The 18,062-nt window shown below is 42.4% G+C and carries 12 protein-coding genes; 7 read left to right on the forward strand and 5 right to left on the reverse strand.

The window, feature by feature from the left end:
• Nucleotides 1-52 precede the first annotated feature (52 nt).
• The 3 genes from K0I62_RS13265 to K0I62_RS13275 all read left to right on the forward strand — a co-directional run bounded on the left by K0I62_RS13265 (nucleotide 53) and on the right by K0I62_RS13275 (nucleotide 3,731).
• Entirely contained in the window at nucleotides 53-2,533 is a 2,481-nt protein-coding gene (locus K0I62_RS13265; protein WP_220068569.1) for a motility associated factor glycosyltransferase family protein, read from the forward strand.
• A 114-nt stretch (nucleotides 2,534-2,647) separates the two neighbouring features.
• Nucleotides 2,648-3,127: a DUF2947 domain-containing protein gene (locus tag K0I62_RS13270; protein WP_220068570.1), complete on the forward strand. Its 480-nt coding sequence runs from the start codon at nucleotides 2,648-2,650 to the stop codon at nucleotides 3,125-3,127.
• A 43-nt stretch (nucleotides 3,128-3,170) separates the two neighbouring features.
• Nucleotides 3,171-3,731, forward strand: a complete 561-nt coding sequence (locus tag K0I62_RS13275; protein ID WP_220068571.1) for a chalcone isomerase family protein — start codon at nucleotides 3,171-3,173, stop codon at nucleotides 3,729-3,731.
• Nucleotides 3,732-3,807: 76 nt separating this feature from the next.
• Here K0I62_RS13275 and K0I62_RS13280 read toward each other — a convergent pair whose 3' ends face one another.
• Both K0I62_RS13280 and K0I62_RS13285 read right to left on the reverse strand, forming a co-directional pair.
• Complete coding sequence (locus K0I62_RS13280; protein ID WP_220068572.1) at nucleotides 3,808-4,710, reverse strand: DUF6268 family outer membrane beta-barrel protein; 903 nt, start codon at nucleotides 4,708-4,710, stop codon at nucleotides 3,808-3,810.
• Nucleotides 4,711-4,822: 112 nt separating this feature from the next.
• Nucleotides 4,823-5,440, reverse strand: coding sequence for a TetR/AcrR family transcriptional regulator (locus tag K0I62_RS13285; protein ID WP_220068573.1), 618 nt, complete (start codon nucleotides 5,438-5,440; stop codon nucleotides 4,823-4,825).
• Between the two features lie 142 nt (nucleotides 5,441-5,582).
• Between K0I62_RS13285 and K0I62_RS13290 the strand changes: the two genes are divergently transcribed.
• The 4 genes from K0I62_RS13290 (at nucleotide 5,583) to K0I62_RS13305 (ending at nucleotide 13,701) form a co-directional block, all read left to right on the forward strand.
• Nucleotides 5,583-6,695, forward strand: a complete 1,113-nt coding sequence (locus tag K0I62_RS13290; RefSeq protein ID WP_220068574.1) for an efflux RND transporter periplasmic adaptor subunit — start codon at nucleotides 5,583-5,585, stop codon at nucleotides 6,693-6,695.
• Between the two features lie 3 nt (nucleotides 6,696-6,698).
• Nucleotides 6,699-9,779 (forward strand): efflux RND transporter permease subunit, encoded by a 3,081-nt coding sequence (locus tag K0I62_RS13295; RefSeq protein ID WP_220071387.1) that lies wholly within the window; start codon nucleotides 6,699-6,701, stop codon nucleotides 9,777-9,779.
• Nucleotides 9,780-9,971: 192 nt separating this feature from the next.
• Nucleotides 9,972-11,975: a methyl-accepting chemotaxis protein gene (locus K0I62_RS13300; protein ID WP_220068575.1), complete on the forward strand. Its 2,004-nt coding sequence runs from the start codon at nucleotides 9,972-9,974 to the stop codon at nucleotides 11,973-11,975.
• A gap of 511 nt (nucleotides 11,976-12,486) precedes the next feature.
• Nucleotides 12,487-13,701, forward strand: a complete 1,215-nt coding sequence (locus tag K0I62_RS13305; RefSeq protein WP_220071388.1) for an OprO/OprP family phosphate-selective porin — start codon at nucleotides 12,487-12,489, stop codon at nucleotides 13,699-13,701.
• A gap of 363 nt (nucleotides 13,702-14,064) precedes the next feature.
• On the opposite strand, the gene cydX is transcribed toward K0I62_RS13305, so the two are convergent.
• Genes cydX through K0I62_RS13320 form a run of 3 tightly spaced genes read right to left on the reverse strand, consistent with a single transcriptional unit; the run spans nucleotide 14,065 to nucleotide 16,911 of the window.
• A complete protein-coding gene (gene cydX / locus K0I62_RS13310) occupies nucleotides 14,065-14,184 on the reverse strand; it encodes a cytochrome bd-I oxidase subunit CydX (RefSeq protein WP_220068576.1) in 120 nt (39 codons plus the stop codon).
• A 15-nt stretch (nucleotides 14,185-14,199) separates the two neighbouring features.
• A complete protein-coding gene (gene cydB / locus K0I62_RS13315) occupies nucleotides 14,200-15,339 on the reverse strand; it encodes a cytochrome d ubiquinol oxidase subunit II (protein ID WP_220068577.1) in 1,140 nt (379 codons plus the stop codon).
• A gap of 15 nt (nucleotides 15,340-15,354) precedes the next feature.
• Nucleotides 15,355-16,911, reverse strand: coding sequence for a cytochrome ubiquinol oxidase subunit I (locus K0I62_RS13320; RefSeq protein ID WP_220068578.1), 1,557 nt, complete (start codon nucleotides 16,909-16,911; stop codon nucleotides 15,355-15,357).
• Nucleotides 16,912-18,062: the final 1,151 nt, after the last annotated feature.

Consider the following 18,062-nt stretch of genomic DNA (forward strand, 5'->3'; position numbering starts at 1 on the left):
AATCTTGACGCCAAATGAAAATGCCAATAGCCACAAAGGAAAACATATACCTATGTTTGACTCAACATTTGAAGTATCAAAAGTTTTTGCTCTCAGTAAGTTCAATGAAACCTACTTACCCAGCGTAAATAGGAATACCTTTGAGCACCTGGACTCAACTAGCTTATATAACAAACAATTTAAAGAATCGTTTTCACAAGTAGATGTACTGCAAATTGTCATTGGTCTTGATTCGGGTTTACTTGCAAATTACGTAATAAACAACACTATACCAGAGGGAAGTAAATTTCTCTTTGTAGAACTCAATAGTATTCTAGACTTACTAAGCATCGATATTCCCTGCCACCAAAAAGATAAAATAGCAGTATGTGACTTAGCATCATTGCCAGACCTTCTAAAGGGAGAACTTTACAATCTTTTTATCGTCAAACAACAATTTTTAATTCATCAATCGCTTGCCGTATCCGGTCATTATATCGATGATTATACCATTTTAAATCAAGAGGTTGAAAAGATAATTGAACACGAGTTTTTTGAGCAAAGTATCGGATTTAATCAAAAAATTTTTATAAAAAAACAACTTGAGAATGTTGCCGAAAATCGGGTGCCAGCTTCAAAGTTACGCAACAGTTTTAAAGGGAAAACATGTATAATATTGGGAGGTGGTCCCTCACTAGATACTAATCTTAAATGGATTAAAAAAAACCAAGATAAATTCATCATATTTTCAGTATCTCGCCTAGCAGGTAAACTTGCAAAAGAAGGTATTCATTCCGATATTTTAGTGTCAGTCGACCCACAAGATCTGACATTCGAAGTATATAGAGAGATGATGCCTCTAGCAGGTAAACATCTATTAATTTGTTCACATCATGTAAGTCCTCAGATCATAGGTCAATGGAATGGTAGCGTGATGTACACATCTAAACGTTTTCCTTGGACGCCAGATGATAAGTGTGACAACTTTTTAAACGCTGGTCCTACAGTAACAAATAGTGCTATTCAGATAGCTGATGAAATGGGATTTAATCGGATACTTTTATGTGGGGTTGATTTTTGTCACTCGCAAACCGGGGTGACACACGCTCAAGGAACATATGACGCAGAGTTACCCCCCAATATTGGAAAAATGTTTGAATGGGTAGAAACATACTCTGGTGAAATGGCCGAAACCCCAATTCAACTTCTTCATGCCGCACGGTCACTACAAGATAAAGTAGCAGAGTCACCACAAATCGACTTCATTAACTTATCTGAAAACGCAGCCAAAGTCGCAGGAGTGAGCTATTGTGATGCTAACTCAATTAGCTTAACACCGATTGACTACGAATTTAGCAATATACTTTCGCCTGATTCATACCTCATAACTACATCAGAAAAAGAATTGGACCTCAAGCATTGCATCAAAGAATTAACCCACGCGCATGAAAGGTTAATCAAATTAGAATCATTATTAAAAGACGCTGAAAAATTAACAAATGATATCTGTAACTCTCCTAGTGACTCGCACAAAATCGGTCCGCTATCGGAACAGCTCGAAAAAATTGAAAAAAGGATTAATAGCAGTTTCTCAGCAGAATCTACGTTAATAAAATTTTATGGTTACTATGAATTTTCTAAATTTCTATCAACCAAAAACAGCTCTGATTGGACTCAATCACAGATCAATCAGATGTCAAAAACATACTACAATGCATATTTAACGATTTGTGTTGAACTGCAAGCTTTAATTGATGCAGCTATGTCACGCACACACTCTAGGCTGGAAGAGTTGCATCCTCGTGGAGATATAGTAGCTCTTGTAAAACAATGGACAAAAGACAACCAATCTGGACGCGCACTAATTTGGCAGACAATTCATCAAGAGAAAGTTCCATTATTATCTAGCGAAGAAAGCAGCCTTTTAAATAGAACAATCACAAGTTATCAGCAACGGCTCAATGATAAAAAACCTAATAACAATATTGAGGATATCAACAACATTCAACAAGCACATGGAAAACTTGAAATTTTATTTAGAAACAAACACTTATTAGGTGTCTCTAAAATGGTGCAATATTTACAGCCCCATAAAGACAGTAACAAGCCAGAAATCAAAGCATTGTACTGTCTCGCATTGAGTTACAAATTGACGCTAGAGGGCGATGACGAGGAAGCCTTAAATACATTACTTTCCATTGCACCAAAACAAAGGAAAGAGAATGAATTAAAACACTTTATAAAATTATCTTTAAAACTAAATAAACTCGATTTTGCATTGGATTGTTTTAAACAAATTATCCAATACAGCGATGAGTACCTCCCTCAATATGCCCATGCGTTAAGGCTCAATGATAAGCCACAGGAAGCCCTAAACATTTATCTTGATTACTTGGACAAGTACCCAGAGGATATCCCTATCCTCCTAAAACTCGGTATTTTCTTAGCCGAATTTGGTCAAATTGATGAAGCTAAATCGTGCTTTCAAAGTGTACTGGACTTAGATCCAAACAACCAAGCCGCAATGAGTTACCTACAGCAGATTGGTTGCTAATTCTGACTATTCTGTGCCAGTACGGTAATTTATCGGCTGGCACCGTTTCCTTTGTTGCTCCTCAAACCGTATAATAATCGCCGAATAAATCATACATTCCAATAGCGAGGCTCTGTGGCACATACTTACATCCCACTCGAACAATACAAACGTAAATGGATCTTTAATCATAAAGATCTACCAGTTACCGATGAAGATAAGGCAGGTATCAAGCCGTTAGATCAAAAATCATCGATGGAAGTGTGGAATAAGTGGATCAGTAATAAGAGTAGCCGTACAGAGCAATTTACTAAAGGCGATTGGGCAGCCAAGGTAGATGCGTGGATCGAAACAGACCATTGGCAAAGCGCTTGGGATAGCGAGGCTGTCGAGCTACCTGAATTGCTGCGTAACCATATCAATTGGGCAGACGATACTCTGGTCTATTTTTGCTATGAAAAATATCAAGTGATTGAAACCCGTTGGGATCTGTTTGTGCGTAATTGGAAAAGCTTCCTATTTTTCGATGACGGTCCGCTATTGATCTCCCCTAAGAAGAAGCAAGCGGTGATCTTTCATCAAAGCGGCCAATATCAGATTGGTCATCGCGGCTAAAAAAACCAACGTATCATCACATACAAAATAATAAAGAGGTTTTATGAAGTCCCTCATAACACTCACGTTAATTACCGTTAGCCTTATCGCATGTAACGTAAATGCCAAAAGCGTCGCCGATTTAGAGGTTGCAGACAATATCGATATTGCAGGGCAAACACTGCAACTTAATGGCGCTGGTGTACGCAGTAAATTTTTTATGGATCTCTATGTCGGCAGTTTGTATACACCAAGCGTAGTGAGCAATACTAAAGCGGTATTAGATGCGCCTGTTACTGTAATACGCCTCAATATTACCTCAGGCATGATCACTTCAGATAAGATGCACGATGCCATCATCGAAGGCTTTGACGATGCGACAGATGGTAGAGTTGAACCTATACAGCCACAAATTGATGATTTTATGGCGTTGTTTTCTGATGAAATTATTGAAGGCGATCAATTCACATTAGAAGCCAAAAAAATGTTCGGTGTTACCGCCTATAAAAATGGCAAGCCACAAGCGACCATTGAGGGGGAGCCATTTAGACAAGCCCTATTGATGATATGGTTAGGTGATGAGCCTGCTCAAAAGAGCCTGAAAAAAGCGATGCTGGGTAAATAAACATCGTCGTGAATATCGTCATTTAAAGAAAAAAGCCAAGTCTAATTGACTTGGCTTTTTTATGACCTTGCATTATCTAAAACTTATATTGTGCAGCGATGGCAAATGCGAGTTGATTATCCATCTCTTCCGTGATGCTCGGTTCACTCAACTCTAGCTCACTATTAAAATAGTATCCAAGATAACCATTGACCAACAATGACGACGTTGCTGCCCACCCTGCACGCACAAAACTGACCCACTCATCGACTTCCATTGTGGTGTCATCGTTTTTAACCAAAAATCGTTGTGTCCGTTTAGAGGTTCCAAAACCAAAATCAACAGAGTCGTTCAAGCGGTAACTTAACTCTAACCCCGCGGGGCCACTAAAACCTGCCGAAAAAGGATTGCCTAGTTTTAAATTGTCCGTTATCTGCCAATTCACTGCCAAATAGGGAACGGTGCGCACCTCAGAGATATCGTTAAGATAAGCAACCCCAAGCCCCAACATATTGCCATTTTCAAATCGATACATACCTGAAGCAACGACACCATAACTTTGAGCATCGGAGAAAGAGGTGCCATCGGCATAAGCATATTGGATTTTAGGCGCGAATATAAACATCCAATGTTTATCTGGGCGGTAGCTCAAGCCAATACTGGCGCTGTAACGGTCGACAGAAGGCCATGTCTGAATGTTGTTCCCCAAAATAGTCCCAGCTCGGCTGCCCCAGTCATAATCTAACTGGTCATAGTTCACGCTAAAACTCATCGACCATTGTCGATTCAAGGGAATAGCTGTTTTAGCCCCAAACAACCATGTGTCTCGCTGTAATTGCAAATTACCATCACCCACATCGGCATTGGCACTGCTAATACGCGAAACACTAATACTGAGAGGGGAATATGGTTTAGACGCAGCCTGTGAAACGGGTATATAAGCACACCAGCCAAGCATCAATGAAAGGGTAATGAAATTGGGTTTCAATAAAGCGTTCATGCTAGCTCCATTAGCGCACGGGAGAACCAATCTATCTCGTGCTAAAAATGCTGATTTATGTGACGTTAAAGACCTATACGACATTAAGTCCATCAGAGATCATTATTTCAAACTATTTTTCAACACGATAAGCACGTAAAAACATATTGACTGACGAAGTAATGTACTCACTTCGACCAGCACTAATATCGTCAACGGGTAATCCAAGTTCTAACCGTAACCGCATCTCACCAAATAACATCATACATAACTGCACCGCCGCATTGCGAAGATGACCAAATCGATATTCACCGATCATCTCTACTCGCTCAAAGTAGCTTTCCAACAATTCCAGCAAATGTTGTGGTCCAGCATTAAAAAACAACTTTGACAGTTCAGGATGAGAATCTGACTGGGCAACGCACGTCTTAAACACATCGAGTGCTTCGGGTGAGATAATCATCTCACCGAAATAGACACCAAATTGCATCAATGCCGATTGTGGTTGCTTCGGATCAGCAAACAGCTCATTAGTAACTTGGTGAACAACACATTTAGACTCAATAGAGGCAACAAATAGCTCATCTTTGCTGCCAAAGTGAGAGTATACGGTCTGCTTAGAAACCCCCGCTTTCTTCGCCACTTCATCCATACTGGTATTCGGAAATCCTTGCCCACAAAATAGCGCTATAGCTGCCTGTAATATTTGAAAACGCTTTTGTTCACTGCGGCTAAGGGATGAATGAACCATTACAACTCCATACTCTGGGTATTATCATAAACGACATAATTTATACACAAACTAAACTAGACAGTCTAGTTTGCTTAAATTAGACTTCCAAGTCTAATTTAACATTTTACCAACCAACTGTTAACCACGGAAGCGTATCAGTATGAAACTATTTAACAGCATATACTCTGCACCTACCTTGCTGTTTTTTACGGCGACGGTCTTGCTTGGAGGTTGCCAACAGCAAAGTGATATCACCGCAGAAAAACCACGCTATCCAAAGGTTTCTAACGATATTCTGGTTCAATCTGATGCTTACAAAATCGAACAACAATTCACAGGTACTGTCCGTTCGGGTAACACGACTGCAATTGGATTTGAATTGGCTGGTAAAATTAATCATTTAGCTGTCGATAGTGGTAATACCGTTAAAGCTGGACAAATGCTGGCTAAATTAGACATCTCTTTACTCGAAGCAGAAAGCCGAGAGTTGCACGCCAATCTTGCACAAAACAACGCGGATCTACAACTTGCTAAAACCACCCTTGAGCGCAGCTTAGCGCTCAAAAAGCAGGGATATACTTCAGCACAACAACTCGATGAACTCAAAGGTAAACTTAACAGTTTGCAAGCTGCTAGGCAGCGACTCATCGCAGCTATTGACGCCAATAATCTCAGAATAGAGAAGTCTACATTAACGGCGCCATTTAATGGTGTTGTAGCAAAGCGTAATCATAATCTCGGCGAAGTTGTTTCCCTTGGTTCGCCGCTGTTTACACTTATTGAACACAATAATCCCCAGGCAATGATTGGCGTTCCAGTTAATATTGCTCAGGCTATGGCCGCAAAGCAGCAGTTCACTCTCACAGTGAACGAGCAAGCATATCAAGCGACTGTGGCAGGTGTCGGCGCCGAAGTGAATCCTGTGACTCGAACGGTACCGGTACGCTTTACCCTGCCAAATGATGCGCCAGTGCTAAACGGTGAACTCGCCTATTTACACTATGGTAAATCTGTCACTAAAAAAGGGTATTGGATCCCCATATCGTCGCTAACCGATGGCTTAAGGGGGTTATGGAACATCTATGTTTTAACAAAGCATGATAACGATCAGTATCTTATCGAGCGCCGTGACATTGAGATCATCTACACTAAGGGAGAGCAAGCCTATATCACTGGCGCGATTTCAGCTGGAGAGCAATACGTAACCCAAGGCCTACACAAACTCGTCGTTGGTGAAATCGTCACCCTCAATGCCAATATTGCAACGAGGTAGATGATGATAAAATCACTCGTAGAAAACGGACGCCTAGCAAGCCTTGCTATCGCACTGCTCATTGTCGCGGGATTAGGGGCGATCAGTAGCCTTCCTCGTATGGAAGATCCTAATATCACTAATAGGTTTGCCTCGGTTGTTACCCAGTATCCAGGGGCCTCAGCAGAGCGTGTCGAAGCCTTAGTCACCGAAGTATTAGAAAACCAACTCAGACGATTGGAGGAACTCAAACTTATTCAATCAACCTCTCGCCCAGGGATCTCAGTAATTCAGCTGGAACTTAAAGACAGCGTCACAGAAACCGACCCCGTCTGGTCTAGAGCGCGAGATCTACTTAACGATGCTAAAAACACCTTGCCAGCTAATGCACAAAATGCCCTACTCGATGATCAATTGGGTTACGCCAACACGGCTATTTTGGGACTGGTTTGGACGGGTGCTGGTGAGCCTAGGCTCGATATCATCAATCGCTATGCCAAAGAACTACAAAGCCAACTGCGTCTTATCAGCGGTACCGACTTCGTTAAACTCTATGGAGCCCCGACCGAGGAGATCTTAGTTCAGCTTGACGGTAATAGAGTCAATCAGATAGGTCTTAGCCCTGCCAGCATTGCTCAAATTCTCGCAAACTCCGATACCAAGGTGTCTGCAGGTGAGATCAACAACGACAATTTTCGCGCCTTAGTCGAGGTCTCTGGAGAGCTAGATTCGCTCACCCGAATTAAGCAAGTACCGCTAAAAATCGATGCCAATGGTCAAATCATTCGCTTGTCTGAAGTGGCTGAAGTACTAAGGCAACCTAAAACACCTGAGCGTAATATTGCGCTGATCGAACAACAACAAGGTGTAATGGTATCGGCGCGCATGCTGAGCAATACTCGCGTCGACCTTTGGTTGCAACGGGTTCACAACGTTGTTGACCAGATGCAATCAGAGTTATCGGCCAACGTCGAAATTCAATGGCTATTTGACCAAGAAGGGTATACAACTCAACGACTCAGCGACTTAGTTGGCAGCCTATTACTGGGCTTTATTATTATTCTTCTAGTGTTAATGCTCACCTTAGGGCTTAGAAACGCAGTGATCGTATCCATTTCACTGCCCCTTACCGCCCTATTCACGCTTGCGTGTATGAAATATATTGGCCTACCGATCCATCAAATGTCAGTAACGGGGCTTGTGGTTGCCCTTGGGATCATGGTCGACAATGCCATTGTGATTGTTGATGCGATCGCTCAGCGCCGTCAGCAAGGGCTCGATAGACTCACAGCGGTGCGCGACACACTCAAACATTTATGGCTGCCTTTGGCAGGTTCAACCATAACCACCATGTTGGCGTTTGCTCCCATCGTATTGATGCCAGGCGCAGCCGGAGAGTTTGTTGGCGGCATCGCAATATCGGTGATGTTTGCCCTACTGGGTTCCTATATTATCTCCCATACCTTAATCGCTGGATTAGCTGGTCGATTTGGCTCAAAAGGCTCATCGAATAGATGGTATCAACAAGGCATAAGCTTCCCCGCACTTAGCCATGCGTTTACCCTCACCCTTAATCATGCATTACGGCGGCCAATGCTTGCTGGCATGATCATCGGCATATTACCCGTTTCTGGGTTTATCGCGGCAGGTAAAATGACCGAGCAGTTTTTCCCGCCATCAGACCGAGATATGTTTCAAATTGAGATTCACCTACCGCCACAAGCGAGTATCAACCATACTCGCGCTGTCGTCACTCGTATTGATGCTAAGCTTAGAGAAACGGGAGAGATGCGGCGACTAGACTGGGTAATAGGGAGTAACGCCCCCTCATTTTATTACAACCTATTACAACGACAGCAAGGCGCGAGTAACTATGCTCAAGCTATGGTCAAAGTCGCCAACTTTGAAACTGCCAATCGCCTTATGCCTATGTTACAGAACACTCTCGATGACGATTTTCCTGAAGCACAAATTTTGGTAAGAAAACTCGAACAGGGTCCGCCGTTTAACGCGCCGGTCGAATTTAGGATCTACGGCCCTAACCTCGACAAACTACGAGAAATAGGTGATGAGATCAGGCGGATTTTGATAACCACCGACGATGTGATCCACACCCGCGCAACGCTAAGTGCAGGTGCGCCTAAAGTCTGGTTTCAAATCAACGAAGATGCCAGCATGATGAGTGGGTTATCCCTGACAGAAATTGCGAACCAAATTCAGATGGCAACGACAGGCATTAATGGCGGTAGTATATTGGAGCAAACAGAGTCTTTGCCTATTCGTGTTCGTACCCAAGAGCTGACCCGAGGGCAACAAACCAAATTATCAGAGATCAACTTGATCTCGCCAAACGGCACCGGAATTCCCCTATCGGCGTTATCGACTAATCGTATCGATGTCAGCCTAGGTGCCATTCCAAGACGCGATGGACAAAGGGTTAACAGCATAGAAGCATATCTAGAAAGTGGTGTGCTGCCTCAACAAGTGCTCAACAGCGCCAAAATACGTATTGATGAACTGCAACTTCCCGCAGGTTACAAGATTGAAGTGGGCGGAGAGAGCGCTAAGCGCAACGAAGCTGTCGGAAACCTGCTATCTAACATTGTATTAGTTGTCACCCTACTCTTGGCTACCGTGGTGTTATCATTTAACTCTTTTAGGCTAACGGGCATCATTTTACTCAGCGCAGTACAATCGGCAGGCCTTGGTTTATTAGCAGTATATCTATTTGGTTACCCCTTCGGCTTTACGGTGATCATCGGTTTATTAGGGCTGATGGGACTGGCGATTAATGCCGCGATCGTTATTTTGGCAGAGCTTGAAGATATGCCTAATAAACGCAATGAAACCACGGCTGAGATAGTCAAAAGAGTCAGTGGCTGTGGTCGTCATATTGGCTCAACCACCATTACAACCATAGGTGGTTTTATCCCACTGATCATCTCAGGTGGCGGATTCTGGCCACCATTTGCTATCGCGATTGCCGGTGGAACCTTACTCACTACCCTGCTTTCATTAGTATGGGTGCCGACCATGTACCAGCTAGTGATGAACACACAGCCAAGCTCAAATTCGATTAACCCCAACAATAAAGCGATGGCATAAACCACTTTTACTATAACGATGGGGTGAGTTGCAGACTTTGTAGCTCACCTTATTCATTAGCCGCATTTAATTAACACTTGATAAAACTCGCTAATGTTCAAATTGCGTGATTGAAATAGACCTATATCAAATCTTTTTTCATACAGTTAAGCTACATTAATAATACGATATTGAAACTAACGGATTGTCGAGATGAACTATAAGAATTGGGCTATTGCAAAACAGATTGGTGTACTCGCTTTTGTACTGACTCTCCTTGTATTTAGCGTCCTAGGAAGCATCTCGTACATAACTGCGGCGAATGTACTGAAAAATAAAGGCATGAACGCAATGAGATCGCAAATGCATAGTACTGCAGACCTCATTGAACTCCAATACAATAGCTTGTTATCACTCGCGAGACGTAACGCTGACGTTTTACGCGAAATGTATCCAGGACAGTTTTTTAAACCGGATAAAAGCGTTAAGGTCCTCGGTAAGACAACCCCAGCTTTAGTGCATGAAAAGGAACAGATAAACGCTTCAAAAAGTAAAGTCGATCGTTTTTCCAACCTCACTGGTGGCACTGCAACCATATTTGTACGCGATGGTGATGATTTTATTCGGATCTCAACGTCATTAAAAAAAGCCGATGGTAAACGGGCCTTAGGAACCTATTTAGGCAAATCTCACCCTGGTTATAACTCACTGATAAATGGCCAAGAATATGAAGGCTACGCCAAACTATTTGGTAAAGACTACATGACCGTCTATCGCCCCATTATTGATCCCCAAGGCGATATTATTGGCATTTTATACATCGGTTTTGATATTTCACAATCATTGTCGCAACTCAAAACATCAATGAATCAATTAAAGCTTGAAGAATCTGGCTACTTTACTCTTATCCGTAATAGCGACAATAGCATTATCGCCCAACCACATCAGCAATCAGGCACTGAATTGACCACCGACATCATCGATGGTTTAACCTTAGAACAAGTCAAGCAGCATGATGGTTCATGGGAATACGATAATCTTCAAGGCGAAGCTATGTACGCGTATTCGTTGACCATTCCAGGTTGGGAGTGGAGCTTACTCGGTCAGGCCAAAATACGCGAACTAAACGAAGAAAGTCTTCAGCTACTGAATATCAATGCCATAGTAGCTATCGCCGGAGTGCTAGTCATCACCCTATTGTTATCCATAGTGTTATTCAAAACTTTAAGACCCCTTAGAGAGCTACAAGAGCAACTAACTAAGCTCGGTAAAGGAGACTTATCACAACAATTTGCCCCTGTATCAGATACCAGTGATAACGAAGTCGATAGAATTACCATAGGTGCCCAGCAAATGGCCACCAGCCTCAGAGCCCTGATCAATGCGTTGCAAACCTCGGTTAATACATTAGAAACTCAAGCACAAAGTGCCCAAGAGATAGCGCGGCTTAATGGTGACGAAGCTCAATCTCTAATGGCGCAAACGGATCAAATCGCTACCGCAATTGAAGAGATGTCCACCTCTATTCGTGATGTAGCCAACCATGCAAGCGAAGGGGCAAATAAAAGCCAACAAGTTGATGGTGCATCACGTGATGGTCATCGACAACTTGAAATGGTCGTCAAAGGGCTTGCCAGTCTAAGTGAGCAACTCAGCGAAAGCCATGCCAGTGTAGAAAATGTTAGTAAAGAGAGCGAAGCGATTAGCCAAGTTACCGAAGTGATTAACAGCATTGCAGAGCAAACCAATTTATTAGCACTCAATGCGGCTATTGAAGCTGCACGCGCAGGCGAACAAGGTAGAGGCTTTGCAGTGGTTGCCGATGAGGTGAGAACGCTTGCCCAGCGAACCCAAAGCTCAATATCAGAGATAAGTCAGACAATCAGCCAGTTACAATCACAGATAAAAATTACGACAGAACAAATGGCACAAAGCCATCAATTAGGCAACACATCGGCAAACCAAGGTGAAGAAGCGGCTGGGCAGCTTAACCTGATCACCGTTAGCATAGGAGAGCTAGCTATCTCATCGAGCAGCATTGCCAGCGCCACCGAACAACAGAGCGCCGTTGCCGAAGAGATCACCCGTAACCTTCATCAGATCACCGAATTGGCAAGAGAGGGTGAGCAGCGCGCGGGAGATACCGTTGATGCCGCCCAAAGCCTATCGGATCTGGCTCAAGAAATAAAACAGCAAATCAGCGTATTTAAGTCCTGATCTTATACTGGTATCGCTCAGTTAAAAAGCCGCGGTAGCGGCTTTTTTATTATAAATAATACGCCAACATGCGCCTAAAATAGTATGCACACTAACCATATTGAAACGGAGGGTTTATTCAAAAGAGCAACCTCTCCCCACAAAACTATTAACCAAACACCACCCATGTTACAATTTAGCCATAAAAATATGCACTTAGCCCTCTAATTACAAAAAAATCGATAAAGAAACCATGATTAGTCTGTAGCTAATGAGCAATCATTAGTATCAATACTGACTATCTTTGATGATTAACTGACATACAACAAACTCTCATTTCGAATAGTAGGCTCTAGTAAAAAAGCGGTTAAGACGCGGAATGTAAACTAATATTGGTTAATGTAATTACAGCTGATAAAACTGTGCTAATAGAAGTTTCAACATTCATCGGATAGATATACGTTCAGGATCATAGCTAGATGGTTCTGGCAACAACGACACATAATTCAAACTAAATAAACAAGGATAAATGATGATTCGACATACACTTTTGGCCTCCTGTATTGCGCTAGCGCTTACGGCTAATGCCTATGCCGCGCCTGTTGATGAAGAGATCGCGGCACTAAAAGCTCGTATCGACCAACTGGAATCAGATAAAAAATCTGCAGAGCAAGATAAAGGGAACGACATTAAGTTTGGCGGCGCAGCTCGTTTCCAGTATACCTATGAAGACTATAACGACGATAATACAGATCGTGGTGGCGATTTTGACTTCGACCTATTTCGTCTCGATGTTAATGGTAACCTCGGCGACATCATTTTTTCAGCCCAGTACCGCTGGTTCGAGTACATGAATGTCATTCATCATGCTTGGGTTGGCTATAACTTTAATGAAAAACATCAAGGTAAAATTGGTGTTACTCAGGTGCCATTTGGTATTTTGACTTATGCGTCAAATAACTATTTCTTTAGTTCCAACTTCTACTTAGGCTTAGAAGATGATTATGATCTAGGTCTTAACTACACTTATAAAGGTGATAACAACAAGCTCGATCTCGCTTTTTATAAGAATGATGAACAGGGGGGGCTTGATGGTTATGTCACTGATCGAACCGATCGTTATGCGTACGATGTTGTAGGCATTCGCTTAGAGGGTGAAGGGATCTACGATGCTCCAAGCGACGGTAATGCGGCTGGTGAAGTGAATACTTTCAATGGCCGCTATGCTCATCACTTGATATTTGATGATGTTAACGTCGAACTGGGTGTATCAATCCAAGCCGGTCAACTAGAGATCGAAAGCGGTGCCGATGGTGATAATGTAGCAGCAGCTCTGCATAGTGTGATTAACTATGACCGCTGGAACGTTAAGTTGCAGGTAACTGACTACAAATATGATGTCGATGGTATGGACATTGAGCGAGTTGTCGTAGCGGCTTACCACTTCTACGATTCAATTCCAGCTGAAGCGACGACCTATGTGGCTAACGTAGCCTATAGTCTTCCCGTCGACATTGGTCCCATCTCAAACCTCACTTTCTATAATGATTACTCTCTTATCACCGACAAACCATCGACTCAGCCAGATACCTTTATGAATGTTACTGGCATGGCTATCACCGCTGGCGGACTGTACACCTATGTCGATTTTGTTGTCGCAGAGAATCAGCCTTTTATCGGTGGAACTATGGTCGGTGATGGCGACACGAACAAACGCCTGAATATTAACTTCGGTTACTACTTCTAATTAAACTGCTTACTTAAGCTTCAACCAAAGCAAGATATAGCCAAGTCATAGCTGTTTAATCAATAACAAAAACCGCATCGCTGTTGGGATGCGGTTTTTTATATCAGAAATCAATAATACCAATTGAAGTCAATCGCCCAAATCGTTATCGATTGAGGCTATAGGAGCTAATACTAATTGGTATAAGACAACAATGAGCATCACTGAAAGCACGAGTGTCGTAACTAAACCTAGCGCGTTATCAATAATGGATAAATCGGCAAAAAAAATCCGAGTGCATTAAATACACTCGGATTTAGCAGGTCTTTACAGAAATAAGTGCATCTAATTTACTCAATAAAAGTAGCTAGACGCCCCAAGAGATTAATCTTGGTTATTCTCTGTGTCTCGGTCCATATTTTCAGTATTCTCTAACCACAAGGCGTTAATAATACCAAAAGAACACGCTAGCAAAATGCCTAATATCCAAGCAAAATACCACATAATATCGGCTCCTATTTAGTAAAGTGACGTCTTGTTGTCTTCGATGTAGCTGCGACTTAAACGGCCAAACATCTTGAAGTAAGTCCAAATGGTGTAGCTAAGTACGATAGGCACAAATATCGCTGCAGCCACCGTCATTACTCCCAAAGTCATCTCGCTTGCCGTCGCATCCCACATAGTTAAGCTCACATTTGGCTCTAGTGACGATGGCATAACAAATGGGAACATCGCTGCACCACAAGTTAAAATAACCATCGCAATTGCCAGAGAGCTAAATAAGAACGCAAAACCAGAACGATTAAACTTACTCGCTAGCAAAGCCAAAATCGGCAAGGCAATACCTAGGATTGGGAACAGCATAGTCACAGGATACTTATCATAGTTAACTAACCATGCACCTGCTTCTATCGCTACTGTTTTCAATGCTGGGTTTGATGCACCTTGTGTATCAATTGCTGAGGTCAACACATAACCGTCAATACCATTTGCTAACCAAACACCAGCCAAGGTGAATAGCACTGCCAATAGCGCGGCAAAAACTTGCGTAGCTTTAGCAGCACGAACACGTAACTCGCCTTCGGTCTTCATCTGTAACCAAGATGCACCTTGCATCATGAACATAGACACACAGACCAGACCTGACAGTAATCCAAATGGGTTCAATAAGCCAAATAGACCGCCATGGTAAGTTGCACGTAGGTACTCATCAAAGTTAAATGGAACACCTTGCAATAAGTTACCAAATGCCACACCTATAATAAGTGGTGGCACGAAGCCGCCGACAAACAAGGCCCAGTCCCACGTCTTACGCCATCTTGGATCTTCAATTTTAGAACGATAATCGAAACCAATTGGACGTAGGTATAACGCAAATAGCACCAACATCATCGCGACATAAAAGCCGGAGAAGGATACTGCATAGACCATAGGCCAAGCAGCAAATAGTGCGCCACCAGCGGTGATCAACCACACTTGGTTACCGTCCCAATGAGGGGCAATAGTGTTAATCATAATACGGCGCTCAGTGTCATCCTTACCAATAATAGGTAACAAGGCACCAACCCCCATATCGAAACCGTCAGTAACGGCAAACCCGATGAACAGCACACCAATCAGCGCCCACCAGATTAATCTTAATATCTCATAATCAAACATAATCAGATCTCCGGCTTAAGCATCTAGCTTTTCAAAGTGATAACGACCCGTTTTCAGACTGCTAGGTCCTTTACGAGCATATTTAATCATTAAGAACAGTTCGATAACTAAGAACACTGTATAGAACAGAGAGATAGAGATGATACTGAACCAAAGATCGCCAACCGTTAAACTCGATGCAGACATAAACGTTGGCAACACTTCAGAGATGGTCCAAGGTTGACGACCATATTCAGCCACAAACCAACCACACTCAATAGCAATCCAAGGCAGCGGTAAGCTATATAATGCTGCTTTAAGTACCCAAGGTTTCTCTTCGATTTGGTGACGCGTGCTTTGCCAGAATGCAGCAGCAAATACTAGCAACATAACAAAACCGAGACCGACCATTACACGGAAACTCCAGAAAATAGGCGCCACAGAAGGAATTGAGTCCTTGGCTGCAGCCTTAATCTGATCTTCAGTTGCATCGACAACATTGTCGGTATAACGCTTGAGCAGTAAGCCATAACCTAAGTCAACTTTTGCCTCTTCAAACGCTGCACGTAGGGCTGGCGTTTCGTTACCCGCACGAAGCTCAGTCAACATCGCATAGGCTTTCATACCATTGCGAATACGCTCTTCGTGTTCGACGATCAAATCACGGATACCCGTAACTTCTTCATCGAGTGAACGAGTCGCAATAATACCCATCGCATATGGGATCTTAATCGCATAATCGGTATGCATGGTTTCTTGATTTGGTAAACCTACCGCGGTAAATGCAGCTGGTGCAGGCTCAGTGTGCCATTCAGCTTCAATCGCAGCTAACTTAACACGCTGCGCTTCACCGACCTTATAACCTGACTCATCACCAAGTACGATAACAGACAAGATAGAAGCCATACCAAAACTTGCCGCAATCGCAAACGAACGGCGAGCAAAAGGTAAATCACGCTTCTTCAGAATATAGTAAGCACTAATTGCCAACACAAACATCGCACCTGCCACATAACCAGATGCAACGGTATGAACGAATTTCACCTGAGCAACAGGGTTAAACAAGACTTCTGCGAAGCTTGTCATCTCCATACGCATGGTTTCGTAATTGAACACGCTACCCACTGGGTGTTGCATCCAACCGTTAGCGACCAGGATCCACAGCGCAGACATGTTAGAGCCCAGCGCCACCAGCCAGGTAACCGCCAAGTGTTGACGCTTACTGAATCTGTCCCAACCGAAAAAGAACATACCGACCAATGTCGATTCAAGGAAGAATGCCATCAAACCTTCGATAGCAAGTGGGGCGCCAAAAATATCCCCTACATAATGTGAGTAATAGGACCAGTTGGTACCAAATTGGAACTCCATCGCTAGACCAGTCGACACACCTAGCGCAAAATTAATACCAAATAGCTTACCCCAGAACTTGGTCATATCTTTATAGATCTGCTTATTGGTCATCACATAAAGTGATTCCATAATGGCTAGCAAAAATGCTAACCCCAAGGTCAAAGGTACAAATAGGAAGTGATACATAGCCGTCAGCGCAAACTGCAAACGCGAGAGCTCTACAACCTCTTCAACAATCATCAGTGACTCCTTAGGTGGTGCGATCATTTTTTTGGTTAGATCCCCATCAACCAAAAAAATGCCTAGTTAGGAATTTTATTATCAAAAGTAATCTGTAAATCGAAGGATTTACAAACCGCCAAAAAATTACATTTCAATTAATTTGAGTTAAACAACTTCCCAAACAACCTTTTTACGACAATGCGCGAGATGCAGATCCCAAAAGCGACAGCTTTTGCTACACACGTCACACTACCACCGCGTAAACCATCAACTTAAATCTTTTTTATCAAAAACTTACACAAAGGCACGGCAAACATACCATCACTATTTTATACCACTCCAAATTGATGCAAATCAATCAATCAAAGCGCGGATAACGGGTTTTGCGGACGACCACACACTTCACTCGCCAACATCATTGCCATAATCATACTTTTGTGGTAGGAAAAATTATTACAATATAAAGAGTCATTATTTTATGAATTTAACACTTACATCCACCAAAAGTAGACATTTAACAAAAAGTAACAAATCAACACCTAGAAATACTAACTAACAAAATAGAATGACTTAATAAAAAAACACATAAAATCAAACGCATTAAATAAATAATCGTTTTAAAACTTACTTGCAACCAAAAAATATCATTAGATAAACTAATCTTAAATCTCAATTTTAATAGTTTGTCTGTAGATCACTTTATTATTAACATATGCCCAGTGTTAAGGAGACGGCTGACCAACCCGGTGAAGTAGCCCGGCAACGTCCACCTCCGCTCACATCATCAATCACTGTGTGGAGATAGTAAAATGACCAAATTATTCGAACGTCTAGTTAACCGTTACAAACGTACTTTTGTTGAACTGTATTCAGCCAGAGAGCTATAAGCGGCTTTCTAACATCAGATCTACTTGAAGTTTTGTTAGCGCAAAACGGCCCCTGTTTCTAAGTTGAAGCAGGGGCTTTTTCTTTATGCCTCTGAAAATTTTAAAACCCACACATTAGTTTAGCGCCTGCTAATTAAATTACCCAGAATCTTCACATAAAAATCGTTATCGTGATAAACCTCTAATTTAAGACCATATACATAAAAAATTGCTATTAGCAGATTTTCAATGTTATTTAGCGTGAGTTGATATAATCAAGTATCGCTAACTATATGTATCGAG

The sequence above is a fragment of the Shewanella psychrotolerans genome (assembly GCF_019457595.1).
Taxonomy (GTDB): domain Bacteria; phylum Pseudomonadota; class Gammaproteobacteria; order Enterobacterales; family Shewanellaceae; genus Shewanella; species Shewanella psychrotolerans.

Coding starts and splice junctions, on each gene's coding strand:
- K0I62_RS13265 (WP_220068569.1), top strand. CDS start 53: ATGTTTGACTCAACATTTGAAGTATCAAAAGTTTTTGCTCTCAGTAAG.
- K0I62_RS13275 (WP_220068571.1), top strand. CDS start 3,171: ATGAAGTCCCTCATAACACTCACGTTAATTACCGTTAGCCTTATCGCA.
- K0I62_RS13280 (WP_220068572.1), bottom strand. CDS start 4,710: ATGAACGCTTTATTGAAACCCAATTTCATTACCCTTTCATTGATGCTT.
- K0I62_RS13285 (WP_220068573.1), bottom strand. CDS start 5,440: ATGGTTCATTCATCCCTTAGCCGCAGTGAACAAAAGCGTTTTCAAATA.
- K0I62_RS13290 (WP_220068574.1), top strand. CDS start 5,583: ATGAAACTATTTAACAGCATATACTCTGCACCTACCTTGCTGTTTTTT.
- K0I62_RS13295 (WP_220071387.1), top strand. CDS start 6,699: ATGATAAAATCACTCGTAGAAAACGGACGCCTAGCAAGCCTTGCTATC.
- K0I62_RS13300 (WP_220068575.1), top strand. CDS start 9,972: ATGAACTATAAGAATTGGGCTATTGCAAAACAGATTGGTGTACTCGCT.
- K0I62_RS13305 (WP_220071388.1), top strand. CDS start 12,487: ATGATTCGACATACACTTTTGGCCTCCTGTATTGCGCTAGCGCTTACG.
- cydX (WP_220068576.1), bottom strand. CDS start 14,184: ATGTGGTATTTTGCTTGGATATTAGGCATTTTGCTAGCGTGTTCTTTT.
- cydB (WP_220068577.1), bottom strand. CDS start 15,339: ATGTTTGATTATGAGATATTAAGATTAATCTGGTGGGCGCTGATTGGT.
- K0I62_RS13320 (WP_220068578.1), bottom strand. CDS start 16,911: ATGATTGTTGAAGAGGTTGTAGAGCTCTCGCGTTTGCAGTTTGCGCTG.